At 64.3% G+C, this 24,303-nt stretch carries 24 protein-coding genes; 13 read left to right on the forward strand and 11 right to left on the reverse strand.

The window, feature by feature from the left end; translation table 11 throughout:
* Positions 1-463 (reverse strand): isopentenyl transferase family protein (locus BHQ40_RS00005; RefSeq protein WP_290438413.1); only part of this gene is annotated, 463 nt, incomplete at its 3' end.
* On the opposite strand from BHQ40_RS00005, the gene serB reads away from it, so the two are divergent.
* Positions 462-1,343: a phosphoserine phosphatase SerB gene (serB, locus tag BHQ40_RS00010; protein WP_070150877.1), complete on the forward strand. Its 882-nt coding sequence runs from the start codon at positions 462-464 to the stop codon at positions 1,341-1,343. The genes BHQ40_RS00005 and serB overlap by 2 nt on opposite strands.
* A gap of 41 nt (positions 1,344-1,384) precedes the next feature.
* On the opposite strand, the gene BHQ40_RS00015 is transcribed toward serB, so the two are convergent.
* Positions 1,385-2,407 (reverse strand): SPOR domain-containing protein, encoded by a 1,023-nt coding sequence (locus tag BHQ40_RS00015; protein ID WP_139139118.1) that lies wholly within the window; start codon positions 2,405-2,407, stop codon positions 1,385-1,387.
* Positions 2,408-2,605: 198 nt separating this feature from the next.
* Between BHQ40_RS00015 and BHQ40_RS00020 the strand changes: the two genes are divergently transcribed.
* From BHQ40_RS00020 to BHQ40_RS00030, 3 genes are read left to right on the forward strand one after another with little or no spacing between them, the layout of a single operon-like run.
* Complete coding sequence (locus BHQ40_RS00020; protein ID WP_070150879.1) at positions 2,606-3,325, forward strand: AAA family ATPase; 720 nt, start codon at positions 2,606-2,608, stop codon at positions 3,323-3,325.
* A gap of 13 nt (positions 3,326-3,338) precedes the next feature.
* Positions 3,339-3,872 (forward strand): hypothetical protein, encoded by a 534-nt coding sequence (locus BHQ40_RS00025; RefSeq protein ID WP_070151370.1) that lies wholly within the window; start codon positions 3,339-3,341, stop codon positions 3,870-3,872.
* A gap of 16 nt (positions 3,873-3,888) precedes the next feature.
* Complete coding sequence (locus tag BHQ40_RS00030; RefSeq protein ID WP_139139119.1) at positions 3,889-5,259, forward strand: SPOR domain-containing protein; 1,371 nt, start codon at positions 3,889-3,891, stop codon at positions 5,257-5,259.
* Positions 5,260-5,299: 40 nt separating this feature from the next.
* Here the strand turns inward: BHQ40_RS00030 and BHQ40_RS00035 are convergent, their stop codons facing one another.
* The 5 genes from BHQ40_RS00035 to BHQ40_RS00055 all read right to left on the reverse strand — a co-directional run bounded on the left by BHQ40_RS00035 (position 5,300) and on the right by BHQ40_RS00055 (position 9,847).
* Complete coding sequence (locus tag BHQ40_RS00035) at positions 5,300-6,523, reverse strand: dihydroorotase (protein WP_070150882.1); 1,224 nt, start codon at positions 6,521-6,523, stop codon at positions 5,300-5,302.
* Between the two features lie 115 nt (positions 6,524-6,638).
* Positions 6,639-7,634, reverse strand: coding sequence for an aspartate carbamoyltransferase catalytic subunit (locus BHQ40_RS00040; protein ID WP_070150884.1), 996 nt, complete (start codon positions 7,632-7,634; stop codon positions 6,639-6,641).
* Positions 7,635-7,703: 69 nt separating this feature from the next.
* Positions 7,704-8,147 (reverse strand): SpoIIAA family protein, encoded by a 444-nt coding sequence (locus tag BHQ40_RS00045; RefSeq protein ID WP_070150885.1) that lies wholly within the window; start codon positions 8,145-8,147, stop codon positions 7,704-7,706.
* Between the two features lie 93 nt (positions 8,148-8,240).
* Positions 8,241-8,735 (reverse strand): Holliday junction resolvase RuvX, encoded by a 495-nt coding sequence (gene ruvX / locus BHQ40_RS00050; protein ID WP_070150890.1) that lies wholly within the window; start codon positions 8,733-8,735, stop codon positions 8,241-8,243.
* Positions 8,732-9,847, reverse strand: coding sequence for a DUF3089 domain-containing protein (locus BHQ40_RS00055; RefSeq protein WP_070151374.1), 1,116 nt, complete (start codon positions 9,845-9,847; stop codon positions 8,732-8,734). Before BHQ40_RS00055 ends, ruvX begins: the two co-directional genes overlap by 4 nt.
* A 157-nt stretch (positions 9,848-10,004) precedes the next feature.
* Between BHQ40_RS00055 and gatC the strand changes: the two genes are divergently transcribed.
* A complete protein-coding gene (gene gatC, locus BHQ40_RS00060) occupies positions 10,005-10,292 on the forward strand; it encodes an Asp-tRNA(Asn)/Glu-tRNA(Gln) amidotransferase subunit GatC (RefSeq protein WP_070150892.1) in 288 nt (95 codons plus the stop codon).
* Entirely contained in the window at positions 10,292-11,773 is a 1,482-nt protein-coding gene (gatA, locus tag BHQ40_RS00065) for an Asp-tRNA(Asn)/Glu-tRNA(Gln) amidotransferase subunit GatA (RefSeq protein WP_070150893.1), read from the forward strand. The genes gatC and gatA overlap by 1 nt, the downstream gene beginning before the upstream one ends.
* Before the next feature lie 139 nt (positions 11,774-11,912).
* Here the strand turns inward: gatA and BHQ40_RS00070 are convergent, their stop codons facing one another.
* Together BHQ40_RS00070 and BHQ40_RS00075 are read right to left on the reverse strand one after the other, a co-directional pair.
* On the reverse strand, positions 11,913-13,505 hold the full coding sequence (locus tag BHQ40_RS00070; RefSeq protein WP_070150895.1) for a sensor histidine kinase: 1,593 nt from the start codon (positions 13,503-13,505) through the stop codon (positions 11,913-11,915).
* Positions 13,474-14,181, reverse strand: coding sequence for a response regulator transcription factor (locus BHQ40_RS00075; RefSeq protein ID WP_070150897.1), 708 nt, complete (start codon positions 14,179-14,181; stop codon positions 13,474-13,476). The genes BHQ40_RS00070 and BHQ40_RS00075 overlap by 32 nt, the downstream gene beginning before the upstream one ends.
* A 273-nt stretch (positions 14,182-14,454) precedes the next feature.
* Here BHQ40_RS00075 and BHQ40_RS00080 point away from each other — a divergent pair, with 273 nt between their 5' ends.
* Positions 14,455-16,050, forward strand: a complete 1,596-nt coding sequence (locus BHQ40_RS00080) for a phosphoenolpyruvate carboxykinase (protein WP_070150900.1) — start codon at positions 14,455-14,457, stop codon at positions 16,048-16,050.
* A 144-nt stretch (positions 16,051-16,194) separates the two neighbouring features.
* The gene (locus BHQ40_RS00085; RefSeq protein ID WP_070150902.1) at positions 16,195-16,503 is read left to right on the forward strand and encodes a hypothetical protein; all 309 of its coding nucleotides are present in this window, start codon (positions 16,195-16,197) and stop codon (positions 16,501-16,503) included.
* A 115-nt stretch (positions 16,504-16,618) separates the two neighbouring features.
* On the opposite strand, the gene BHQ40_RS00090 is transcribed toward BHQ40_RS00085, so the two are convergent.
* Positions 16,619-17,836, reverse strand: a complete 1,218-nt coding sequence (locus BHQ40_RS00090; protein WP_070150904.1) for a sensor histidine kinase — start codon at positions 17,834-17,836, stop codon at positions 16,619-16,621.
* A 293-nt stretch (positions 17,837-18,129) separates the two neighbouring features.
* Here BHQ40_RS00090 and BHQ40_RS00095 point away from each other — a divergent pair, with 293 nt between their 5' ends.
* Together BHQ40_RS00095 and BHQ40_RS00100 are read left to right on the forward strand one after the other, a co-directional pair.
* Positions 18,130-18,585 (forward strand): hypothetical protein, encoded by a 456-nt coding sequence (locus BHQ40_RS00095; protein ID WP_070150906.1) that lies wholly within the window; start codon positions 18,130-18,132, stop codon positions 18,583-18,585.
* Positions 18,582-19,397 carry a ferredoxin--NADP reductase gene (locus BHQ40_RS00100; protein ID WP_070150908.1) on the forward strand — a complete coding sequence of 272 codons (816 nt, stop codon included), beginning with the start codon at positions 18,582-18,584 and terminating at the stop codon, positions 19,395-19,397. Before BHQ40_RS00095 ends, BHQ40_RS00100 begins: the two co-directional genes overlap by 4 nt.
* Positions 19,398-19,540: 143 nt before the next feature.
* Here BHQ40_RS00100 and BHQ40_RS00105 read toward each other — a convergent pair whose 3' ends face one another.
* Positions 19,541-20,047: a DUF1993 domain-containing protein gene (locus BHQ40_RS00105; protein WP_070150910.1), complete on the reverse strand. Its 507-nt coding sequence runs from the start codon at positions 20,045-20,047 to the stop codon at positions 19,541-19,543.
* 380 nt (positions 20,048-20,427) lie between these two features.
* Between BHQ40_RS00105 and BHQ40_RS00110 the strand changes: the two genes are divergently transcribed.
* From BHQ40_RS00110 to BHQ40_RS00120, 3 genes are all read left to right on the forward strand, one after another.
* A complete protein-coding gene (locus BHQ40_RS00110) occupies positions 20,428-21,438 on the forward strand; it encodes an MlaA family lipoprotein (protein ID WP_253183206.1) in 1,011 nt (336 codons plus the stop codon).
* 132 nt (positions 21,439-21,570) lie between these two features.
* Positions 21,571-23,028 carry an IMP dehydrogenase gene (guaB, locus tag BHQ40_RS00115; RefSeq protein ID WP_070150914.1) on the forward strand — a complete coding sequence of 486 codons (1,458 nt, stop codon included), beginning with the start codon at positions 21,571-21,573 and terminating at the stop codon, positions 23,026-23,028.
* A 75-nt stretch (positions 23,029-23,103) separates the two neighbouring features.
* A complete protein-coding gene (locus tag BHQ40_RS00120) occupies positions 23,104-24,285 on the forward strand; it encodes an RsmB/NOP family class I SAM-dependent RNA methyltransferase (RefSeq protein ID WP_070150916.1) in 1,182 nt (393 codons plus the stop codon).
* Positions 24,286-24,303 lie beyond the last annotated feature (18 nt).

Raw genomic sequence — 24,303 nt, forward strand, 5'->3', positions numbered from 1 at the left:
CATCCCTCTCCCGCAGCGCCTCATGCGCCTGCTCGACCGGCATCGCCCGCACGCTGGCGCGGACGTCGGCGTCGATTTCCGGCACGGGGGCGATGCCGTCCAGCAGGGTGCGGATATAAAGGCCGGTGCCGCCGACCACGATGGGAAGGCGGCCCCCGGCATGCGCCGCCGCGATCGCCGCCCGCGCGTCACTGGCCCAGCGCGCGGCGGAACAGGCGTCCGCGCCGTCGATATGGCCGAACAGCATATGGGGGACGTCGCCCATTTCCTCCGCCGTCGGCCGGGCGGAAAGGATCGACAGATCGGCATAGACCTGGCTGGCGTCGGCGTTGATCACCACGCCGTTCGCCGCCCGCGCCAGGGCGATCGCGATGGCGCTCTTGCCGCTGGCGGTCGGCCCGGCAATAAGCGCGACCGGCGGCTTGCCGGATTCGCCGCTTTTTGGAGAATTTGGTTCAGTCATGTTCCTGGTAACTTTAGTGGCAAGCGACAGGTTGGGGCAGGGGGATATTTCCGCCGCCAGCGACCGCCTCTCTGATGCAGGCTGCGTGGCCGGCTACAGCAATTGGCTGGAGCCGGAAAAGGCGGCGGACATATTTTTTGCAAATGATCCGAAGGCCGCCCGCGCTGCGTTGGCTGATCTGGGCGAGGGCATCGACATTCTTGTGCAGCCCGCCGCGACCCGTGAGAAGACATTGCTCGTCGCTGACATGGATTCCACCATGATCACCGTCGAGTGCATTGACGAACTGGCCGACTATGCCGGGATCAAGGCGCAGATCGCCGAGGTGACCGAACAGGCGATGCAGGGCAAGCTGGATTTTGCCGAAGCGCTCCACGCCCGCGTGGCTTTGCTCAAGGGGCTTCCCGACGCCGTGATCGACCAGTGCCGGACGGAGCGTGTCCGCCTGATGCCGGGCGCAAAGGCGCTGGTGCGCACCATGCGTTCGCGGGGCGCGCGCACCGTCCTCGTTTCCGGCGGATTTACGCGCTTCACTGGGCCGGTGGCGGAGGAGATAGGTTTCGAGAAGGCGGTGGCGAATGTGCTGGAGCTGGCGGACGGCCATCTTTCGGGCACCGTCGCCCTGCCGATCGTCGATGCCGCCCGCAAGCGGGAGGAGCTGCTCGCCGCCATTGCCGAACATGGGATTGATCCGGCGCTGACGCTGGCGGTGGGCGACGGGGCGAACGACATCCCGATGATTGAGGCGGCGTCGCTGGGCGTCGCTTATCATGCGAAAGAAAAGGCGCGGGCGGCCGCCGATGCGGAAATCCGCTATGGCGACCTGTCAGCGCTTCTCTATGCGCAGGGCATTGCGCGCCGGGATTGGGTTGAAGCGTAAAACTCTCCCCGTTCGGTTTCATCCCGAACGGAGGTCGCGCATTACATCTTCTTGGGAATGCAGTCCGTGCCCGCCGCCTTGATCGCGCGGCACAGTTTTTCCGCATCCGCCGAACTGGCGAGCGGTCCCGCCTGCAGCCGGGTGACCGGTCCGCCCTTCACATAGAAGCTCTGATAGCCCGAAAGGCCGCCGACTTTCGCCGACAGGGATTTCCACAGGGCCTGCGCGCGGCCGTCCTCGCTGAACGCGCCCATCTGCACGCGCCAGGCGCCGCCCGGCTGTGGCGCGGGGACCCCAGCCTTGGGCGCGGGCTTGGCCGGGGCCGGCTTCGGCGCGGCCTTGGGTTCAGGCGAAGGCGCGGCAACTTTGGCCGGCGCCTCCGCCTGCGCCACTTCCACGGGCTTGGGCTTGGCGGTAGGCTTCACCACCGTCGCTTTCCCCGTCGCCTTTGTCGCCTTATTGTCGACCTCTGCGGCGGCCAAAGCAGCCGCCTTGTCCGATTTTTCCAGCTCCGCCGCCATCGCCAGACCCTTCTGTCGCTGCTCGACGGGGATATAGCTGTTCATCTGCGAAAGGCTGTTCGATGCAGGCTGTAAACCTGCCGCCGACGCGCGGGTCATCAACGCATAGGCGCGCACCCAGTCCTTGGACACGAACTCGCCATTGAACAACGCCGTGCCCAGAATATATTGCGCCCGCGGTTCGCCGCGCGCGGCCGACTTCTGAATCCATGGCATCGCTTCGGCGCGCTTGCCCGCCTGGAAAAGCGACCGGCCATAGGTATCCTCGGCCTTGGGCAGTCCCTGTTCCGCCGCCTTGCGGAACCATTCGACCGCTGCGGCCTCGTCCTTGTCGACGCCCTGACCGGCGCGATAGGCCTGGCCCATATTATATTGCGCATCGGGGTCGCCCGCCTCCGCAAGAGGCTGCCACTCCTTCACCGCCTTGGCATAGTCGCCCTGACCCCAGGCGTCATACCCCGCCTTCACGTCGGCCAAGCCCGGCGCCGCCAGGCCGAGCGCCGCGACAAGGGCTGCTCCGGTGACAAAAGCTTTCATGCGCATATGCTCCCAAACGAATCCCGCATTTACGCGCGATAAACGCGGGATGTGGTTAACAGCGCGTTAGCAATAACCGCACTTTATGCGCTTGCCGCCCGCGTCTCCACCATTTTGGCAGGAAAGGCATGCGCGAAGTTAACCAAATCTTAGGCGCGGCCGTGGCACCGTCCCCCGGAATTCGGATTTCTTGGGGGGTATGGCGTGCGGGTTTTGGCACTGGCATCGCAAAAAGGTGGCTCTGGAAAGACCACATTGTCGGGGCATCTGGCCGTGGAGGCGCAGCGCGCCGGGGCCGGTCCCGTGGTGCTGATCGATATCGATCCGCAGGGTTCGCTCGCCGACTGGTGGAATGAGCGTGAGGCGGAATATCCCGCTTTCGCCCAGACAACCGTCTCCCGTCTCGCCTCCGACCTGGAAACGCTGCGTCAGCAAGGCTTCAAGCTGGCGGTCATCGATACGCCGCCCGCCATCACCGTCGCGATCCAGAGCGTCATTTCCGTGGCCGAACTCATCATCGTGCCGACCCGGCCCAGCCCGCACGACCTGCGCGCCGTTGGCGCGACCGTCGATCTGTGCGAGCGTTCCGGCAAGCCGCTGATCTTCGTCGTCAACGGCGCTACGCCCAAGGCCAAGATTACTTCAGAGGCCGCCGTGGCGCTTTCGCAGCACGGCACGGTCGCCCCGATCACGCTCCATCACCGCACTGACTTCGCCGCCTCGATGATCGACGGCCGGACAGTGATGGAAGTCGATCCCAATGGCCGCTCCGCCAATGAGGTGGTGCAGTTGTGGAGCTATATCTCCGACCGGTTGGAGAAGAATTTCCGCCGCACGGTGTTCGCCGTGCCCAATAACGGCACCGGCTATTCCGGCGCGCCCCGTCCACTCGGCGGCTTCGGCCGCCGCGTCATCGGGCAATAAGGATATGGGCGTGATGAACGAGCCGAAGGCTTTCGCCTCCCTCACTTCCAGCCTGCTGGCCCGCAAGGGCGGCGCACGGCCCGCAATGCGGCGTCAGGTGGCGCTGGGCGACAGCGGCAATCATGACGATCTGGGCTGGAACGACATGGGGGACGGGCACAGCTATGAAAGCCCGTCGCTCGCCGCGACCGGCCTGACGCCGATGCCGCAGGTCGCCGCGCCTGTATTCAAGACGGCGGAGGCCGATGCGCCCGCGCCGATCCCGCCGGTTGTCGAACAGCGCCGTGAACTGGCCGAAAAGATCGCGACGCCCGCCGCAAAGCCGGTCCGGGCCGCAAAGGTTTCGCCCGCGAAGGCGCGCGCGGCCAAGGCCGCTTTCACGCTCCGGCTGGACCCCGAACGCCATCTGCGCCTGCGTCTTGCCTGCGCGGTGGGCAATCGCTCCGCGCAGCAGATCGTCACCGATGCTCTGGATGCGTTCCTGGACAGCCGGCCGGAAATCGATGCGCTTGCCGATCGCGTAACGCGCGGCGCGAAGAAGAATTGAACGAGGGACCACGCTCATGAACCGCAATGCCTTGCTGAAAGTCGGCGCGACGTCGCTGATCCTGGCCGTTTCCATGGTGGGCTGCACTGGCGCCGCCTATCGCACCTCTCCTTCGCTCGCCGGGGCCAAGGCGAAGCAGAAGGCCGATTTCGCGGCGCTGGCCGAAAGCGCGCTGGCGAAGAAGGAATATTCGATGGCGCTGACGCATGCGGAGGCGGCCGTTGAGGCTCAGCCCGATAGCGGCGCCTATCGCACGCTGCTTGGCCGCGCCTACCTCGCCAATGGCCGCTTCTCCTCGGCGCAGACGGCCTTCCGGGACGCCATGACGCTTGGCAATGTCGACTCGCGCACGGTGGTCAGCCTGGCGCTCATCGATGTCGCGCAGGGCGATGCGGAGGGCGCGCGGAAATTGCTGATCGATCAGATGGATCGGGTGCCGGCTGCGGATTATGGCCTCGCCATGGCGATGGCCGGCGATCCTGGGGAGGGCGTTCGCGTCCTTGGCGAGGCGATCCACGATCCGTCCGCCGACGCCAAGACCCGCCAGAATCTGGCCTATGCCTATGCGCTGGCCGGACGCTGGCGCGAAGCGCGCCTGATCGCGGAGCAGGATGTCGATCCGCTCGTCGCCGCCAAGCGCGTCCTGGCCTGGGCCGAAATGGCGCAGCCTGGGCTGGAGGCCCAGCGGGTCGCAGCGCTGATGGGCGTCGTGCCGCAGGCCGATGCCGGAATGCCGGTGCGTCTTGCGCTCGCGCCAGTGGCTCCCGCCGCTCCGGTCATCCAGACGGCCGAAGCCGCGCCCGCGCCGCTCCCGGCCATGGTGCAGGATATTCCGGCTGTAGCAGCCGTGGAGGAAGCCGCGCCGGTAAAGGTGGCGAACGCCAAGCCTGCGATGATCCAGCAGATCCCCGTTGCGCCGTCTATGACCCCGTTCAGCCAGCCGATCGCCGCTCCGCGCCTGACGGTCGCCATTCCGCCGGCAGCGAAGCCCAGCTTCCGCAAGGCCGCCTATATCAAGCCGGTTACCGGCAATTCGGCCAGCCCCTGGGTGGTGCAGCTCGGTGCGTTCGACAGCGCTGCGGTCGCCGCCGACAAATGGCAGCATATGTCGAAATTCAACGCCGCCCTTGGCGCGTTCCCGGTGGTCAACAGCACCGCGACGGTCGATGGCCGCCTGTTCTACCGGCTTGCCGTGGGCGGCTTTGGCGATCGCGCCGCAGCAGATCGTCTGTGCCAGACCGTGCGCGCGCGCGGCGGCAACTGCTTCGTGCGGGCGGGTGAGGGCGTTGCGCCCAAGGCGGACCGCTGGGCGGCGGCCAAGGGCAAACCCAAGCAGGTGGCTGCGCTCCCCGCAAATCTTCGCGGCAAGCAGTTCGCTTCGCGCTGAATTCTCTGTTCCGGAGAGGGAAACCGAAGGGCGGCCGTTCCTAAAGGAACTGGCCGCCCTTCATGATTTTGCGCACCCGTCCCTGAACGGGCAGGCGATCGAACGGCGTATTGCCCGCCGCCGCGGCCATCTTGCCTGAATCGACCTGCCACGGCGCGTCGGGGTCGATGAAGATGATGTCGGCGGCCGATCCCGGCGTGAAGGCGCCCGCCGGTACGCCCAGAATCCGCGCGGGATTGGCGCAGAGCAGCGCCATCAGGCGGTTCATTGTCACATGCCCATCGCGCACCAGGTTGAACGAGAGCGCCAGCAGCGTCTCCGCGCCCGCCATGCCGGGGCTGGCGTCGGCGAAGGGCAGGCGCTTGTCCTCCGGACCGCGCGGATCGTGGCTGGACGTGATGACGTCGACCGTCCCGTCGGCCACCGCCTGCAGGCAGGCCTGCCGGTCATCCTCCGACCGGAGCGGCGGAGAAAGGCGGGCGAAGGTGCGGAAATCGGTGACGGCAAGGTCGGACAGGAACAGATATGCCGGGCTGATGCCGCAGCTTACCTTCAATCCTTCCGCCTTGGCGGCGCGGATCAGGTCGAAACCGGCCTTCGTGCTCACCAGCCGGAAATGGATCGACGCGCCGGTATGCCGCACCAGCGCAAGGTCCCGCGCGATGGCCATGGCTTCGGCGCAGGCGGGCGCGGCGGCAAGGCCCAGCCGTGTCGCCGTCTCGCCGGTGGTCGCCACCGCCTTGCCTGCGATCCCGCCATCCTCGGCATGTGCGATGACCGTCAGCCCAAGCCCGGCCGCATAGGAAAGCACCCGCATCATCACGCCTGAATCGGCGATCCACTGACGCCCGGTGCCCACGGCCTTCGCGCCCGCGATCTGCATCATGCCGATCTCGGCCATTTCGCGCCCCTCTAGGCCGCGCGTCGCCGCTGCGATCGGATGCACCCAGAAATCCGGCTTGCCGCCGCGCGTCGCTTCCCGGATCAGGCCAGGGTCGTCGAGCGGTGCGGACTGGTCGGGCATCAGCGCCGCGCGCGTGATCCCGCCGAAATGGAAGGCCGGCTTGTCCGTCCTGAACACGCCCAGATCGATCAGGCCCGGCGCGACGACAAGACCCGCCGCGTCGATCCGCTCGGCGTCCGCCGGGACATCGGCCGCACCCGCCGCGACAATGCTGTCTCCCTCGATCAGGATGACGCCCTCTGCAACCGCTCCCCCGGCGGGATCGGCGAGGCGGCCATTGATGATGGCTAGGCGGTTCATTGCGCCTTCCTCCCGTCACCCCTGCGCAGGCAGGGGCCCCGCTGCTCTTGTAAAGCGTGGAGGAGAAGCGGGACCCCTGCCTGCGCAGGGGCGACGGAGGTGAGGAGTGTTGAAATCATGCCCATCCCTCCACCTTGCGCGCCGATCGGGTCAGCACGTCCAGGCACGCCATGCGCACGGCGACACCCATTTCCACCTGTTCGGTGATGGCGGAGCGCTCAGGATGGTCGGCGATGCCGCTGGTGATCTCCACGCCCCGGTTCATCGGGCCGGGGTGCATGACCAGCGCATCCGGCTTCGCCCGCGCCAGCCGCTCCGGCGTCAGTCCGTAGAGCATATGATATTCGCGGGGCGAGGGGATGAACGCGCCGTCCATCCGCTCATTCTGCAGGCGCAGCATCATGACGACATCCGCGCCATCCAGTCCTGCATTGAAATCCGTGAAAGGCGTGGCCCCCATCGCCTCGACGCATTCGGGCATCAGGGTCGGGGGAGCCACCGCCCGCACCTGCGCGCCGAGGGCGGCAAGGCAGAGCATGTTCGACCGCGCGACGCGGCTGTGCAGCACATCGCCGCAAATCGCGACCACCAGCCCCTCAAAGCCGCCCTTGCGCCGCCGGATGGTCAGGGCGTCCAGCAAAGCCTGCGTCGGATGTTCATGCCATCCGTCGCCAGCATTCAGCACCGGGCAGTCCACCTTGTCGGCAATCAGGCGCACCGCGCCCGAACTGCCATGCCGGATGACGATCACGTCGGCGCGCATCGCGTTCAGCGTGACCGCCGTGTCGATCAGCGTCTCGCCCTTCTTCACGCTGGATGTGGCGGCGTGCATATTCACGACGTCCGCGCCCAGGCGCTTGCCGGCGATCTCGAAGGAGAGCAGCGTGCGGGTGCTATTCTCGAAGAATGCGTTGATCTGCGTCAGCCCCGCCAGCCGGTCGTCATGCTTGCGCGACGCCGCCCGGTTGACGGCCACCCAATGTTCCGCCTCGTCCAGCAGGAAACGGATTTCCCACGGCTTCAGCACGGAAATGGAAAGAAGGTCGCGGTGCGGAAAATTATCCCGTCCGGTGAGACCGGTCGGGGAGGGCGCTGGGTGCGGTTCTGGCATGAGGGGACGCTTTAGGGCAGCGCCGCGCGAACCTCAAGCGGTGGATAGGCGGCAAATGCGCCTAGCGCCTCAACGATAGGCGTCGAGCCAGATTTTCGCGGTCTCGATCGACATGAAAAACTGCATGCGGTCACGACCTAAATCTTGACGGAGTTGCATCTTCATCAGGCTGGAATTCGTCACCACGGCCATCCGGTCATCGCCCTTGAGCTGGAGCGTGGCGCCCAGCCTTATCTCCTCCACTATTTCGGGCGGCTGCTCGCCCCGATCGCGCACATCGCAAAGGAGCCGCGCTGCGCCGAACTGCCTGCGTTTCGATTGCAATGCATGCTCCAACTGGCTGAAATGCGCAGCGAGCACGGCACTCGTCCAAACACCGCGCCCGACGATCAGGATGAGATTGGAATGGACCTGGGTCATGATGCTGATCCGGCCTTCCGGTGTCCTTTCCCGGAGGTCTTCCAACAGATCCAGTTCCTCGTCTCTTTTATCCTCGGCGATCCTGCTGAGCATATGACCCTCTATAACCTATGCCGGTCATCCTGTACGATTGCCGTTAATGGGTTATGGAAAGCCCTTTCAAAAAGGGCGGAAGATCGTAAGACTTTAGTCTAAAAATGGCGGATTTGCTTCCGTTTTGGCTGCACCTGCCAGTGCGTCGATCGCCCCTTGCAGGATATAGCTCGCCGCCAGCTTGTCGACCAGTTCGCCCCGCCGCGCCCGGCTGGCGTCGGCCTCTATCAGCGTGCGGGTGACAGCCTGTGTCGACCAGCGTTCGTCCCACAGGAATATGGGTACGCCCATGTCGGCAAGATTGCGGGCAAAGGCGCGGGAGGACTGGCTGCGCGGCGATTCGCTGCCGTCCAGATTGAGCGGCAGGCCGATGACAATGCCCTTCACCTGCTGCTGGCCCATAAACTCGGCCAGCGCCGCCTTATCTTTGGTGAATTTGCCGCGGTTTATGGTGTGCGCGGGGCTGGCGATGCTCCATCCCGCGTCGCACAGCGCAAGACCAATGGTCTTGGTGCCCACGTCCATTCCGATCAGCCGCCCTCCCTGGGGCAGCCAGTCGCGAAACGCCGTCCTGTCGGCCGTGATCATCGCGCCAGATATGTCGCAAGCCTTTCCCCGGCATCGCGGCGGATATCGGCCCAGAACAACTGATAGTCGTAGACGTGATAATTATTTCCCGGCAGGGCGAATGGCCCCATGGCCGGCGGATTGCCGATCAGCAGGAAACCGCGCGCATCGCATCGGGCGGGGACGGCTTGCGGCACGATCTTCGATCCGCCGGGCGGGTCGGTCAGCACCAGCGTCCCCATATTCCGGCTTTCCGCCGCCGCGCTGTCCGGCGCTCCGGTCAGCGGATTGATGCAGAGCATCCGGCTGTCCTTGCGTGGCGCGCCGGTCAGGCCCGCGCTTCGGTCATAGGTGTCGGTGACTGCGTGCATATCCGCCGGTTCGGCAAAGCTCTGCCAGCTCAATATGCACGCCGCCTCTCCGCGCTTTGAACAGGCCGGGAGACCAAGGGCAGGGAGGTCGGCTTCCACCGACACCGGCCAGCCCGCCAGATATACGGCGGCGATACGGTCCTGAACCGGTTTCCCGGCAATCCGCTCCTGCATCAGCCGCATCAGATGCAGCGAGCCCTGGCTGTGCCCGGCCAATATGACCGGACCCGCCGGATTGGCCTTCAGAAACGCCTCGAATGCCGCCGCTACATCGCGATAGGCGGCGGCAAGGGCGTTGTTGGCCTGCGGTCTGTCGGTCAGGAAAGCGCCAAAATGCGCCTGCCGGTATTTCGGCGCCCAGATGGTTCCCGCCGCGTTGAAGGCGCTGGCCTGTCCCCGCAGGAATTGCGCGGCTGTGGTCAGGGACTCGCGGTCGTTGAGCGGCATGTTCCATCGCGGCCGGAAGCTGGCGAGATAGGATGTGGGATGCACGAAAAAGACCGCCGCCTTCTTCTCCGCCGTTTCGGCCTTGTATCCGGGCGGCAGCCACAGGCCGGGATTGTCCCGGCTGATGTCCGGCCGCGCGAGCCACAAATCCCTTCGCGCATAGTCGTCCGCCGTCAGCGGCGCAGGCTCGATAAAGGGCGCGGACGGCACCATCGCCGCAGTCAGCAACTGCTGGCCCCAAAGCCGGTAGGCGATGGATGATGCGAGTGCCAGCACGATCAGCCCAGCGATGACATAGAGAAATTTCCTGGCCAGTGGACCACTCTCATATTGCAGTGCAGCATGGCTTGGCGATTGCGACAACCGCAATCGCCGCTCCTGCGGATGCGTTTTCTGCATCCGCGCCTAGCGTCTTGGCGCGTCCGGGGCAATCGCGCTTGATGCAACCCGTGCGCGATGCTAGCGGCGCGGCATGGCCATAGACCTGCAAACCGTCAAGAAGATCGCCAGCCTTGCCCGCATTTCCGTCACGGATGCGGAAGCCGATGCGCTGGTGCCGGAACTCAACAACATCATCGGCTGGGTGGAACAGCTTGGCGAGGTGGATGTGACCGGCGTGGAGCCGATGACCGCTGTCATCCCCAACACGCTGCGCCTGCGCGACGATGTCGTCACTGACGGCGATGTGCGCGACAAGGTGCTGGCGAATGCGCCGCAGGCCGAACATGGCTTCTTCGCCGTGCCGAAGGTGATCGAATAATGACGAACCTCACCGATCTTACCGTCGCGGAGATTCGCGATGGCTTCCGCGCAGGCGATTTCACGGCGCGCGAAGTGGCCGAAGGCTTCAACGCCAATGTCGCGGCGGCCAAGGCCCTGAACGCCTTCATCGTCGAAACGCCCGATCATGCGCTGGCCGCTGCCGACGCCGCCGACAAGGCGCGGGGCGAGGGCACCCTGTTGCCCCTGTCCGGCGTGCCGATCGGCATGAAGGACCTGTTCTGCACGGCGGGCGTCCAGACCACGGCCGCCAGCCACATGCTGGAGGGGTTCAAGCCGACCTATGAATCGACCGTTTCCGGCAAGCTGTGGGCTGCTGGGGCGGGCATGCTGGGCAAGCTCAATCTTGACCAGTTCGCCATGGGATCGTCCAATGAGACGAGCTATTTCGGCAATGTGATCAGCCCGTGGAAGCGGGGCGGTGGCGACAATGCCGCGCTTGCGCCCGGCGGTTCGTCCGGCGGTAGCGCCTCGGCCATTTCCGCGCGGCTCTGCCCGGCGGCGACCGGCACCGACACGGGCGGGTCGATCCGTCAGCCAGCGGCTTTTGTGGGCATCAGCGGGATCAAGCCGACCTATGGCCGCTGCTCACGCTGGGGCGTTGTCGCCTTCGCCTCCTCGCTTGATCAGGCTGGCCCGATGGCCCGCACGATCCGCGACAACGCGATCCTGCTGGAATCGATGGCGGGGTTCGACCCGAAGGATTCGACATCGCTCGATCTGCCCGTGCCCCAGTGGGAAGCGGGTCTGTCCAGCGACCTTCGCGGCAAGAAGGTCGGCATTCCCAAGGAATATCGGGTCGACGGCATGCCCGCCGAGATCGATGCGCTCTGGGAAAAGGGCATCGCCCTGCTGAAGGATGCGGGAGCCGAGGTTGTGGAGGTGTCGCTGCCCCACACCAAATATGCGCTGCCCACTTACTATATCATCGCGCCCGCGGAGGCTTCGTCCAACCTCGCCCGTTATGATGGCGTGCGTTATGGCCTGCGCGACCTGCCCGATGGCGCAAACCTGCAGGATATGTATGCCGCGACCCGCGCCGCCGGTTTCGGGCCAGAGGTGAAGCGCCGCATCATGATCGGGACCTATGTGCTTTCCGCTGGTTTCTACGACGCCTATTACACACAGGCGCAGAAGGTCCGCACGCTGATCGCGCGCGATTTCGCGAAGGCTTTCGAAAGCTGCGATCTCCTCCTGACTCCGACCGCACCGTCCGCCGCTTTCGCGCTGGGTGAGAAGCAGGCCGATCCCTTGGCCATGTACCTCAACGACGTGTTCACCGTGCCTGCGTCGCTGGCGGGACTTCCGGCCATGTCGGTGCCTGGCGGCCTTGACGCGCAGGGCTTGCCGCTCGGTCTGCAGATCATCGGCAAGGCGCTGGACGAGCAGGGCGTTCTCAATGCGGGTCTGGCGATCGAGGAACGCGCCGGGTTCTCCGCGCGCCCCGACAAATGGTGGTGAACTGACGCAAGTGTGTCAGCCCGCGCCGGACGGGGCTATTTTGACGGCGTTATCTTGATCAGTTTCCCGTGCGCTAAGGGGAGGCGGCTTTCATGCGCATGGAAGCCGTTGATTATCGCCGCCGCTTTTGCGCGCCAACTCAATCGGGCGTGATGCCCGGATCGCGGATTTGCGCCATGGGCAGCCGGACGATGAAGCGCGCGCCGCTCTGCTCGTCGTCGCGGTCGCCGATGCTGACCCGGCCCTGATGCCCCTCGACAATGGATCGGGCAATGGCGAGGCCAAGGCCGCTATGCTTGCCGAATTGCCCCTCTGGCCGGACGCTGTGGAAACGGCGGAATACGGTCTCGCGCTCCTGTGGCGGGACGCCGGGGCCTTCATCCTCCATGCTGACCAGCACCTCCTGATCAGCGACCGTGGCGACGATCTGCACCAGCCCGCCATCAGGCGAGAAGGAGATCGCATTGTCGAGCAGGTTTTCGATGACGCGGGACAGGCGCTGGGGTTCGCCCATCACCACCGCCACATCCTTGCGCGGCCGCGCGAACGCCAGGCGGACCTTGCGCTCAACCCCGCGCGCCTCCCGCGCCACCACCAGATTTTCGATCAGCGGACCCAGGTCCACCTGCTCGAAGCGGGTTCGCGAAAGCTGCGCGTCGACGCGCGACGCCTCGGCAATGTCGGTAACCAACCGGTCCAGCCGCCTTACATCGTCCTTGGCGATTCCCAATAGCTGCGCCCGCAACTCCGGCTTTTCCACCGATTCCAGCCCGTCCAGCGCCGAACGCAGGGACGCGATCGGATTCTTCAACTCATGGCTGACATCTGCGGCAAAGGCGTCCGTCGCGTCGATCCGGTTGCGCAGGCCGTGACTCATGTCCGACAGGGCGCGGGCCAGCATGCCGATCTCATCCCGCCGGTCCGGCAGGCGGGGCACCGTCACCTCCCGCGCCCGGCCCAGCCGCACCCGCACCGCAGCCATCGCCAGCCGGCGCAACGGCAATACGATCGTGCGCGCAAGGAATAGCGAAAGCAGCACGGAAGCCAGTATCGCCGCCGCCAGCACCAGGCCCAGCCGCAGCCGTTCAGCGCGCACGGTCTTGGTGATGTCGCGCGCATTTTCGGTGGCCAGCAGGGTGCTGCCGTCCTGCATCACTGCGGCGGCGGATATGACAGAGGTGCGATCAGGGGCGTAGCGATTTGCGGTCTGGTCCTGGCCGGTGCGGCGGGCCGCGACAATTTCCGGCCAGGCTTCCGCCCGGTCGATCTTCGGCTCGATGAAGTTGGGCGGCCGGTCGGCCGACACAATGCCGTCCACCACCTTGTCCAGAAAGCGCGCTATATGCCGCTTCCACGCTTCTTCGGCAGGGTCGCGCAGTTCATAGCGGAACGCGCCAAGCCGGAAGCTGTCGGTCACCAGCCGCCCATCCGGCGCATATCGGCGGATGCGATCGTCCCCCTGCTTTGCGAAGGCGCTGATCAACGCATTGTGCTGGGCGGGCGGCGTGCTTTCCAGCGCGATGGCCAGCAGCCGCAACTCGCGCTGCGACTGGTCCAGCCGGGCGTCGACGATCCGCGTGCGGTAACTGTCGAGATAGAAGAATCCGCCCGCAAGCAGCGCGAGCGCAAAGATATTGATGGCGAGAATCCGCCACGTCAGCGACACGCGCCCCGACCAGCGGAGCGCCATGTCGCTATGCTCATTCTTCGGAGAATCTGTATCCGGCGCCATAGAGCGTATCGATTGCGTTGAAATCGGTATCCACCTCGCGGAATTTGCGGCGAAGGCGTTTGATGTGGCTGTCTATCGTCCTGTCATCGACATAGACGTCATCCTGATAGGCGGCATCCATCAACTGGTTGCGGTTCTTCACGACTCCGGGGCGCTGCGCCAGCGTTTCCAGGATCAGGAACTCCGTCACCGTCAAGGTCACGTCATTGCCGGCCCATTTCACCCGATGCCGCGCCGGGTCCATCTCAAGCCGCCCCCTCACGATCGGCTCCACGGCAGGTTCGGATGGCTCCGAGTCCGGCGCGCGCGCATATTCGGCGCGGCGCAGGATCGCGCGGATGCGCGCAATCAGCAGCCGTTGGGAAAAGGGTTTGGCGATATAATCGTCCGCGCCCATCGCCAGGCCAAGCGCCTCGTCCAGCTCGTCCGTCTTGCTGGTCAGGAAAATGGTCGGCATCTGGCTCTTTTCCCGGAGCCGGCGGAGCAGTTCGATCCCGTCCATCTTGGGCATCTTGATGTCGAAAACGCCAAGATCGGCGGGATTTTCCAGCAGCGCCTTCAACGCCGCCTCCGGGTCGGAATAGACCCGCGTGATATAGCCCTCCGCCTGCAGGGCGATCGACACCGACGTCAATATGTTCCTGTCATCGTCCACCAGGGCGATTGTTGCGCTCATTATGTCCGTTCCGGCTTTTCTGACGGGGCCTTGGGGCGACCTGGGGCAGAGGGGTAGACGAACCCGGCGCATGCGGCAAGGCATGGCACAAATTGGGACATGCGCGCCGTTAGTCATGCTTGCTAACCTGCGAATGCCTCTCCTTATTTGACGCCACTTCCCCAAGGGCTTATGCCGGAGGCGTTCCGCGGCGACATGACGGCGTCCGATGACCGGCGTGCGACCGCGGGGACCGTGCAGGGTCTTACAGAGTATTAAATTAGGAGCTACCGCGTGCAGGCGAAATCCTCTCACACCCTGGCCGATCAGGGCATTACTACCCGTGCCGAGCAGCATTGGAATCTCGGCACCGCACCGCTCGTAGAGGCGGCGCTGGCGAACGGCGAAGGCATTCTCGCCAAGGACGGCCCTCTGGTCGTCGCAACCGGCAAACACACCGGCCGCTCGGCCAAGGACAAGTTCATCGTCAAGGATGCCGAGACGGAGAACACCGTCTGGTGGGGCAGCACCAATGTTCCCATGACGCCGGAGCATTTCGCCGCGCTGAAGGAAGATTTCTTCAAGGCGCTGGGCGACAAGGACAAGCTCTACATCGCCGATCTGTTCGGCGGTTCGCAGCCCGAATATCGCGTCCGCGTGCGCGTCATCAACGAATTTGCGTGGCACAACCAGTTCATCCGCACCCTGCTGGTGCGGCCGAAAGCTGAGGAACTGGCGGATTTCGCGCCGGAATATACGATCATCGACTTGCCGACATTCCAGGCCGATCCGGCCCGTCACGGATGCCGTACGGAAACGGTCGTTGCGGTGAACTTTACTGAGAAGCTGATCCTGATCGGCGGCACGCGCTATGCGGGCGAGATGAAGAAGTCGGTATTCGGCATCCTCAACTATCTGCTGCCGGTAAAGGGCGTCATGCCCATGCACTGTTCGGCCAATATCGGCCCGAACGGCGATACCGCGGTATTCTTCGGCCTGTCCGGCACCGGCAAGACGACGCTCAGCGCCGACGCCAGCCGCACGCTGATCGGCGATGACGAGCATGGCTGGTCGGACACGGCGGTCTTCAATTTCGAAGGCGGCTGCTACGCCAAGATGATCAACCTCTCGCCGGAAGCCGAGCCGGAAATCTTCGCCACGTCGAAGCGTTTCGGCACGGTGCTGGAAAATGTCGTCATCGATCCAGTCACTCGCGAACTGGATTTCAACGACAATTCGCTCGCTGAAAACAGCCGCGGTTCCTACCCGATCGACTTCATCCCCAATGCGTCGAAGGACAATCTGGGGCCGGTGCCGAAGAATATCATCTTCCTCACCGCCGACGCTTATGGCGTTCTGCCGCCGATCTCCCGGCTGACGCCTGATCAGGCGATGTATCACTTCCTGTCCGGCTACACCGCGCGCGTCGCGGGCACCGAGATTGGCGTGACCGAGCCGACCGCAACCTTCTCGACCTGCTTTGGCGCACCGTTCATGCCGCGCCATCCGTCGGTCTATGGCAACCTGCTCAAGGAGCGGATCGCCAAGGGCGGCGTCACCTGCTGGCTGGTCAACACCGGCTGGACGGGCGGCAAGCATGGCGTGGGCAGCCGCATGCCGATCAAGGTCACACGCGCCCTGCTGAACGCGGCGCTGGATGGCAGCCTCAACAATGTCGCTTTCCGCACCGACCCCAATTTCGGGTTCGAAGTGCCGGTGGCGGTATCGGGCGTCGACTCGAAGATCCTCGATCCGCGCCAGACCTGGGCCAATGCCGAGGAATATGACGAGACCGCGATCAAGCTGGTCAAGCAGTTCGTCGACAATTTCGCCCAGTTTGAGGAGCATGTCGATGCATCTGTGCGCGGAGCGGCTCTGACGGCAGCCTGATTGGCGCTAGATTCGCGACGAAAGAGATAAAAGGGGAGGATGGCCGGGCCGCGCAAGCAGCCCGGCCGTTTCTTTTTCATGCTGCCCGATGCTTGATCGATGATAGAATAGGCCCGCATTTCACCTGAGCGGAAGGATGAAGATATGGGCATGTTCGACGGAATATTGGGCAATCTCGACGAGTTGGCGGCCAAGGTCGGTCTTCCGGCGGAGCAGGTGCAAAGCCTGACGGACTCGCTGGGCAGCAAGCTCGGCGCGGGCGGGGATCAGGTCACGGCGCTGACCGAACTGGCGCAGGAGCATGGCCTGCCTGTGGAAAAGCTGCAGGAGATGCTGGCCGGAATCGGCGGACCGGACGCCATCATGGCCAAGGTCAGCGGCCTCCTAGACCGGGACGGCGACGGCAATCCGCTGAATGAGCTGGGCGCGATGGCGAAGGGCCTTTTCGGCTGAGTTGAACGGAACTACGCCGGAAAAATCATGAAAAGGGGCTGGCCGCCTTCGGGTGCGCCAGCCCCTTTTAGTAACTGGCGATACGGCAATGGCGAAGACCGGCGTCTTGCGTCGATCAATGCGATGTCGAGAGGGGCAGGGCGATTTCGAAGGTGGCCCCCGTTTTCACGGCCTCGTCCAGACGGATGGCGCCGCCCAATTGCTGGACGATGCCCTGCGTTATGGCCAGGCCAAGGCCGCTGCCGGGCAAGTGCGTGGCGTCGCGCGTATGCTCGGACTGGGAAAAGCGGTCGAACAGCCGCGAACGGAATGCTTCCGGTACGCCCGGCCCCTCATCGCTTACCCGGATAAGGGCGCTGTCGCCCGCAGTGGTCAGCGATATCGTCACCGTCGATCCCGCGCCGGAAAATTTCGCGGCGTTGGAAACCAGGTTGGTGACAGCCTGAAACAGCAGATCCTTGTCCGTTTCCAGATAGACCGGAGCGGCCGGTTCATGCAGTTTCAGCACAACCCCGGCTTCGCTGACGAACGGCCCATTCTCCTCAACCACCGCCCCCAGAATGGCGCGCGCATCCACGTCGGCCAATGACAGGGCCATGCCGCCCGACTCCAGTCTGTTGACGTCGAGCAGGTCGTTGACAAGCTTCTTAAGCCGGTCGGCATTGCGGGACGCTATCGCGATCAGGGAAAGCGACCGGTCGGACAATTCCCCTCCAGCGCCCCCGCTAAGAAGGGCGAGCGACCCCGCGATCGAGGTTACCGGCGTTCGCAATTCATGGCTCACCATGGAAACGAACTGCTCCTTCATGGTCACCACGGTCTGAAGGTCCACCTTGGCGCGGATCGCGTCGGCCTCCGCCACGCTGCTGAAACCCACCGCGATGGGTCCCACCAGCAGATGGGCAATCAGCATGTCCTGCTCGTCAAAGGCGGAGGGCATGTCGGAATGATATTTCAGGACGCCGACCGTTTGTCCCTGATGGGGGATAGGGACGACGATCATCGACCTCAGGCCCACTCTGTCGCAGGCGGCGCGGTTGACGCGCGGGTCCTGATGGGAATCCTCGCAATACAGCGGCTCCCCGGTCAGGATGCAAAGGCCCGAAAGACTGGCGTTGAGTGGCAGGCGAAGGCCGATCAGACCGGCGGAACTGCCGCTTGCGGCTGCATAATAAAGCTGATCTCCATCGCGCAGCTCCACGACGATGCCGTTGGATTGCGGCATGACGGAGCTTTCCTGGACGATTGCCTGCATGACGGTTTTGAGGTCGCCGCGCGCCTCACCGATGGCATGCTGGATAGTGATCAGCCCTCGAAAGCGTTCAGTGGCCATAAGGCTGAAAATCGCCCGAAGAAAAACGACGTTATGGGCAATTTTAGCGAATCCGGCTGGGCCTTACAATTGGCTTGCCCGCGTTCGGGACCAAAATGGCGCGTTTCCAGGCCATGATGCGCCATCGCCGTCCAACCGAAGCTTGTGGAAAAGGCCCGCATATCGGCGCTTGACGGGATTATCGCATGTCGAAACTCCTTTCGGATTGACGCGCGTCCGTGGAGCATTTATCCGCTATTGCAAGTCAGTCGCAATATGGAGCGGCTGCCAATGCGGGTGAAAGGGCGCGCGGCATGTATGATTTCATCGACCGGCAGGTCAGCGAGCTTGATGAGGGCGGGCGCTTCCTGTTGTGGTCGGTGCGATTCTGGGTGCGCGCTATCGGTCAGCGCCGCTGTCCCTCCACGGATATAGCGTCGGCTTTTGAGCGCCACGGGCTGGCGGAGGCGCTGCCGCATTTCAACATGACGATGCTGATCCTCAACCGGCATGCGCTGAACAATATGGGTTTTGGGCCGCTGGCCTGCCCCCGCGTGCACGAGGCGGAGGCGCTGCTGCTCGGCATATTGTCGCGCATGCGGCAGAATGACGAGACCGATCTGCGCAATACTCTGGCCCTGACCGTTGAACCACAATGGGTCAACCCGCTGTCCGCCGCGATGTCCGCCCTCGCAATCGATCTTGCAGAAGTCGCATTTCTCCCCCATGCCCCCGCGCCATTGACATTGCCCACTGGAGGAAAACCATGAGCGACCGGGCGCAGGAAGTCGCGATGCTGGCGCCATCTGCAACTCTGACCGTTGAGGAGGTCCGTTCCGTCACGCACTGGAACGAGCATCTGTTCAGCTTCACCATCACCCGTCCGGCAAGCTTCCGCTTCCGGTCCGGCGAATTTGTGATGATCGGCCTTCCCGGAGATGGCCGGCCGCTGCTGCGCGCCTATTCGATCGCCAGCCCCGCTTATGCCGAGGAGCTGGAATTTCTGTCGATCAAGGTGCCCGATGGCCCGCTGACTTCCCGCCTGCAGAAAATCCAGCCCGGCGATCAGCTTTTCCTTGGCCGCAAGCCGACCGGAACGCTGGTTACGGACGCACTGCTGCCGGGCAACCGGCTGTTCATGCTGTCAACCGGCACCGGGCTTGCGCCGTTCCTCAGCCTTGCGCGCGATCCGGACATCTACGAACAGTTCGGCCAGATCATCCTGGTCCATTGCGTGCGTCAGGTCAGCGACCTGGCGTTCCGCGAACTGCTCGAAAGCCAGCTTGCCGGCGATCCTCTCTGTCAGGATCAGGCGCTGCTGCAGTTTGAATATCTGCCGACCGTCACGCGCCAGCCGTTCCACACCAACGGCCGCATCGATGCGCTGATCGATGACGGACGCCTGTTCGGCGGCCGCACCACCGGGCCGCAGCATTTCGATCCGGCGACCGACCGGGTCATGATGTGCGGCAGCATGGCGATGATTAAGGACCTTGGCCATTATCTCGATGGCCTCGGCTTTGTGGAGGGGTCGAACGCGGCCCCGGGACATTATGTGATCGAGCGCGCTTTTGTGGGATAGAGCGCGCGCGTGGCCGTCATCCCGGTGAAAACCGGGATTCTTTGAAGCCCCCCCTTGGGCTTGAAAGAATGCTGTACCCTGATCGGCATGACGGCCGATTTTCACGAAAGGGCGGGGGGCTCCTCCGCCCTTTCTTCTTGCCGTCAGATGCCGCCCAGGAAATCAAGCTTTCCGACCGGAACGCCCCTGTAGCGCAGGATGTCGTAGGCCGTGGTGACGTGGAAGAAGAAATTCGGCACCGCAAAGTTCAGGACATAGGTCTTGCCGGTGAAGCTGACGTCCTGCTTGGGCGTCTTCAGGATGACCTCGGCATCTTCCCTTCCATCCATGCATGTCGCCGGTACGGCCTTTAACGCGGCGATGGTCGCGGCGATCCTGGCCTGCAGGTCATCGAAACTTGCCTCATCATCGGCGATCGGGGCCATTTCCACTTGCCCAACCCTTGCGGCGGTAAAACGGGCTGTGTCGCTGGCGCGCTGGATCTGGGCGGTCAGCGGGGCCATGTCATCAAACAACCGGGCGTCGAGCAATTCGGCGTGACCGATGCCCTGCGCATCGGCGAAGGCGCGGCTCTTTTCCAATATGGCGGCCAGATTCCCCAGGGACCGGACAAATACGGGCACGCTGACGTCATAAAGCGACAGGGACATGGACTTCCTCTCCGGTGATGCGGAATTGCCGCATATGGCACGGCGCTGGTCACGGAGCCATAGGATGGCGTGCCGATTCAGCACAAAATCGCCGCCGCCGCGCTTACGCCGCCATATAGCTGATGGCGTCCTTCGTCTAAGCTCGGACCGCCGGAACTGGGGACGTGCGGAGTCGGGTAAGGCTTTGAGATGGCTCCAAGAGCGGCGTGGGGGTGATGAAGAAAATGGGATGCGCCGTCCAGCACGGTGCGAGGGGAGAATGGGGGTCTGGATTCACTGATCGCTGTCGTTTCCGGCGTCTCTTGGCCGGGCGGTAGCCCGTGGATTGCCCGTTTCCTCCCGAAAGACTGAAAAGACCCAATTGGTGAAATGAGACGCGATTGAGCATTCTGGTATTTACGACGGCTATGCTGCTGGCGGGGGCGCAGCTCAATTCGGCCGATAGTCCGCTGCTCGCGCCTGTGCTGCCGATGGTCTCGATCGAAAGCCTGTATGAGGATGAAGCGCCGTCCGGTTTTGCGCCGGGGGCGGGGGCCTTGGCCGTCAGCGAGGTGGCTGTTCCAGCCGAAAGCATGGCGCTGGCGTCCGATAGCGACATGGAACAGAATGAGATTGTCGTGCAGGGCAGGCGTCATGAACCGACGCCGGGCGATCCGCTGGAGTCCTTCAACGCCCAATCCTATGAGATCACGCAGGATGTCGACAAGGTCATCGTGGCTCCCGCAGCGATGGCATACCGGGATGCGCTGCCTGCTCCGGTCCGCAGCGGCATTCGCAATTTCTTCAACAATCTTGCAGAGCCGATCGTTTTCCTGAACTTCCTTTTGCAGATCAAGCCGGGCAAGGCGGTGGAAACCCTTGGGCGTTTCGCGATCAATACGACCATCGGCGGGGCTGGCCTGTTAGACATGGCGAAACGGCGGCCGTTCAACCTGCCGCTGCGCCGGAACGGATTTGCGAACAGCATGGGCTATTACGGCATCAAGACAGGAGCTTTCCTGTATCTGCCGCTCATCGGGCCAACCACGGTCCGCGACCTGATCGGCCTGACGCTGGACAAGCTGGTCCTGCCGGTGGCGATCGGCAAACCCTTTAATCAGCCCTATTATTCCATCCCCTCCGCACTGGTCGGCACGATCGACTATCGCGTCGAGTTTGATGCGGAACTGCGCCGGATTCGCGAGGAGTCCGCCGATCCTTATGCGGCGTCCCGCGACAATTACCTGCGGAGCCGTCAGGCGGAGATTGATGAACTGCGCGGCATTCGCCCGGCCATGTCCGCGCCGGATGGCGTCACGTCCGGCACAGGGCCGCTGGTGCAGCCGGTCCTGCCGCCGGCCGAACCGGCCGCGCCCGCCATTTCCGGCAAATCCGCGCCTCCAAACCCCTAGTCGGCGGGACCGGCGCAGGGACTTGGCGGGTCTGCGTGGATTGAATGTCGATCCACCCTAGCCGTGGGGCGGGCAAATGGTTACATGGGCCGCCACGATTCCCCCATCGCGCATCAGAAAGTGGCACACCCTATGGATATCCGCCTCGGCCTCACATTCGATGACGTCCTGCTCCAGCCGGCCGAATCCGATGTGCTGCCCAGCCAGGCCGATACCGGGACACAGGTGACGAAGGCGATCCGCCTCAACATCCCCATTCTTTCCTCCGCGATGGACACGGTGACGGAGGCTGACATGGCGATCGTCATGGCGCAGCTCGGCGGCCTTGGCGTGCTTCACCGCAACCTGTCGGTCGAGGAGCAGGCGGCGGCGGTGCGGGCAGTGAAGCGCTATGAAAGCGGCATGGTGGTCAACCCCATCACCATCACCCCGGACGCGACCCTTGCCGACGCCCAGATGCTGATGTCCCGCAACCGCATCTCCGGCATTCCCGTGGTCGAAAATTCCGGCAAGCTGGTCGGAATCCTCACCCACCGCGACACCCGCTTTGCCGAAAATCCCGCGCAGCCCGTCAGTGAGCTGATGACGAAGGACAATCTGGCCGTGGTGCCCGCGGGCGTCAGCCAGGAGGAAGCCAAGCGCATGCTTCACCAGCGGCGTATCGAGAAGCTCCTGGTGGTCGACGAAGCCTATCGCTGCATTGGCCTCATCACCGTCAAGGATATGGAAAAGGCGGTTAATTACCCGCAGGCGACCAAGGACGCCGCCGGACGCCTGCGCGTCGCCGCCGCTACGACCGTCGGTGACAAGGGGCTGGAGCGGACAGAGGCGTTGATCGACGCGGAATGCGACCTGATCGTTATCGACACCGCCCATGGCCACTCGAAGATGGTTTCAGCGGCCGTCAGCGCCGTCAAGAAGATGTCCAACCATGTGCAGGTCGTCGCCGGCAACGTCGCCACGGCGGAGGCGACCCGGGCGCTGATCGATGCGGGTGCGGACTGTGTGAAGGTCGGCATCGGCCCCGGCTCCATCTGCACCACGCGCGTTGTCGCGGGCATCGGCGTCCCGCAGCTCACGGCGATCATGGATTCGGCGGAGGAAGCGGCGAAGTCCGGCGTGCCCGTCATCGCTGACGGCGGTCTGCGCACCAGCGGCGACGTGGCCAAGGCGCTGGCGGCCGGCGCGGGCTGCGTCATGGTGGGATCGCTGCTTGCGGGAACCGCTGAAGCACCGGGGGAAACCTTCCTCTATCAGGGTCGCGCCTATAAGAGCTACCGGGGCATGGGTTCCGTCGGCGCGATGGCGCGCGGATCGGCCGACCGTTATTTTCAGCAGGACATCAAGGACCAGATGAAGCTGGTGCCCGAAGGAATTGAGGGGCAGGTGCCGTTCAAAGGCCCCGCCGCAGATGTCATTCACCAGCTTGTCGGCGGTGTGAAGGCGGCGATGGGCTATACCGGCAGCCGCACGATCAAGGACCTGCAGGAGCGCGCCCGCTTCGTTCAGATCACCAATGCCGGTCTTTCCGAAAGCCATGTGCACGACGTCACCATCACGCGGGAAGCGCCCAATTACCCGACGCGCTGATCACATTCCCTTCCCGCGCGCGGGAAGGGTTAGAGGACGGCTTGCCACCTTACCGCCGTTCGGGTGCAATAGACGATGACGCCCGCCGCCCGCGTTCAGGCCGCTATTGATATATTGGATGAGATCATCGCGGCCGCGCGGGACGGCGGCCCTGCGGCCGACACGCTGATCGCCCGCTATTTCAAGGCGCGGCGCTATGCTGGATCGAAGGATCGCCGCGCCGTGCGCGATCTTCTCTATGATGCCGTACGCCGCACGGCCGACCGTCCGGCCGATGGCCGCGCGGCGATGGCGGGGCTTGCGCGGGAACGGCCTGAACTCGCACGCCTGTTCGATGGCTCGTCCCATGGCCCGGCACCCTTGAAACCGGATGATCCGGCCTCGGAAGCGTCCATTGTTCCTGCATGGATCAAGCCCTTATTGGCCAATCTTCTGACTGAAGCTGAACAACAGGCATTGCTTGAGCGTGCGCCGCTGGACCTGCGCGTCAATACGCTGAAGTCTGGGGCTGGCGACTGCCTTGGCGAATTTCCTGAAGGGACGCCGCTTGACCATTTGCCGGACGCTCTTCGTCTGCCGGAAGGTTTCCCGGTTGAGCTGACCGACGCCTGGAAGTCCGGTCAGGTCGAGGTGCAGGATGCCGGAAGCCAGATCATTTCCATGGCCTGCGAGGCGCAGCCGGGCATGACGGTCATTGACCTGTGCGCCGGGGCGGGGGGCAAGACGCTCGCCCTCGCCGCCGCGATGGAGGGGCGTGGCCGTCTTGTCGCCTGCGACGCCATCCGCTCCCGGCTCTCCCGCCTTCCAGAGCGCGCCGGGCGGGCGGGTGCGCACTTCATCGAAACGCTGCTGCTCGATCAGGGCAAGGAGATCGAGAAGCTGGCTCCGTTGGCGGGATTGGCGGACATTGTGCTGGTGGACGCGCCCTGTTCCGGCACCGGCACATGGCGGCGCAACCCGGAGGCGCGCTGGCGGCTCACCCCGCAAAGGCTGGAACGGCTCGTCTCGGAACAGGCCCGGATCCTGGATTTCGCCGCGCCGCTGGTGGCGCCGGGCGGGCGGCTCGTCTATGCCGTATGTGCGTTGACCACGCAGGAAGGAAGCGGCCAGATTGACGCCTTCATTGCCCGGCACCCCGGCTGGACCCCGGTTTTGCAGCATATTCCGCCCGGTAGGTCTTGCGGCCATGGCGTGTTGTTGACACCCGCCCATGACGGCACGGACGGCTTCTTCTTCGTGGTATTGAAAAAAGCATGATAGACATCATGTCGGAAA

Origin of the sequence: Sphingobium phenoxybenzoativorans (genome assembly GCF_001757355.1) — a bacterium.
Taxonomy (GTDB): Bacteria; Pseudomonadota; Alphaproteobacteria; order Sphingomonadales; family Sphingomonadaceae; genus Sphingobium; species Sphingobium phenoxybenzoativorans.

What these genes read in the sequence shown, in the direction of transcription:
- serB (WP_070150877.1), top strand. Translation starts at nt 462, where the DNA reads ATGTTCCTGGTAACTTTAGTGGCAAGCGACAGGTTGGGGCAGGGGGAT.
- BHQ40_RS00015 (WP_139139118.1), bottom strand. Translation starts at nt 2,407, where the DNA reads ATGCGCATGAAAGCTTTTGTCACCGGAGCAGCCCTTGTCGCGGCGCTC.
- BHQ40_RS00025 (WP_070151370.1), top strand. Translation starts at nt 3,339, where the DNA reads ATGAACGAGCCGAAGGCTTTCGCCTCCCTCACTTCCAGCCTGCTGGCC.
- BHQ40_RS00030 (WP_139139119.1), top strand. Translation starts at nt 3,889, where the DNA reads ATGAACCGCAATGCCTTGCTGAAAGTCGGCGCGACGTCGCTGATCCTG.
- BHQ40_RS00035 (WP_070150882.1), bottom strand. Translation starts at nt 6,523, where the DNA reads ATGAACCGCCTAGCCATCATCAATGGCCGCCTCGCCGATCCCGCCGGG.
- BHQ40_RS00040 (WP_070150884.1), bottom strand. Translation starts at nt 7,634, where the DNA reads ATGCCAGAACCGCACCCAGCGCCCTCCCCGACCGGTCTCACCGGACGG.
- BHQ40_RS00045 (WP_070150885.1), bottom strand. Translation starts at nt 8,147, where the DNA reads ATGCTCAGCAGGATCGCCGAGGATAAAAGAGACGAGGAACTGGATCTG.
- ruvX (WP_070150890.1), bottom strand. Translation starts at nt 8,735, where the DNA reads ATGATCACGGCCGACAGGACGGCGTTTCGCGACTGGCTGCCCCAGGGA.
- gatC (WP_070150892.1), top strand. Translation starts at nt 10,005, where the DNA reads ATGGCCATAGACCTGCAAACCGTCAAGAAGATCGCCAGCCTTGCCCGC.
- gatA (WP_070150893.1), top strand. Translation starts at nt 10,292, where the DNA reads ATGACGAACCTCACCGATCTTACCGTCGCGGAGATTCGCGATGGCTTC.
- BHQ40_RS00070 (WP_070150895.1), bottom strand. Translation starts at nt 13,505, where the DNA reads ATGGCGCCGGATACAGATTCTCCGAAGAATGAGCATAGCGACATGGCG.
- BHQ40_RS00075 (WP_070150897.1), bottom strand. Translation starts at nt 14,181, where the DNA reads ATGAGCGCAACAATCGCCCTGGTGGACGATGACAGGAACATATTGACG.
- BHQ40_RS00085 (WP_070150902.1), top strand. Translation starts at nt 16,195, where the DNA reads ATGGGCATGTTCGACGGAATATTGGGCAATCTCGACGAGTTGGCGGCC.
- BHQ40_RS00090 (WP_070150904.1), bottom strand. Translation starts at nt 17,836, where the DNA reads ATGGCCACTGAACGCTTTCGAGGGCTGATCACTATCCAGCATGCCATC.
- BHQ40_RS00095 (WP_070150906.1), top strand. Translation starts at nt 18,130, where the DNA reads ATGTATGATTTCATCGACCGGCAGGTCAGCGAGCTTGATGAGGGCGGG.
- BHQ40_RS00100 (WP_070150908.1), top strand. Translation starts at nt 18,582, where the DNA reads ATGAGCGACCGGGCGCAGGAAGTCGCGATGCTGGCGCCATCTGCAACT.
- BHQ40_RS00105 (WP_070150910.1), bottom strand. Translation starts at nt 20,047, where the DNA reads ATGTCCCTGTCGCTTTATGACGTCAGCGTGCCCGTATTTGTCCGGTCC.
- guaB (WP_070150914.1), top strand. Translation starts at nt 21,571, where the DNA reads ATGGATATCCGCCTCGGCCTCACATTCGATGACGTCCTGCTCCAGCCG.
- BHQ40_RS00120 (WP_070150916.1), top strand. Translation starts at nt 23,104, where the DNA reads ATGACGCCCGCCGCCCGCGTTCAGGCCGCTATTGATATATTGGATGAG.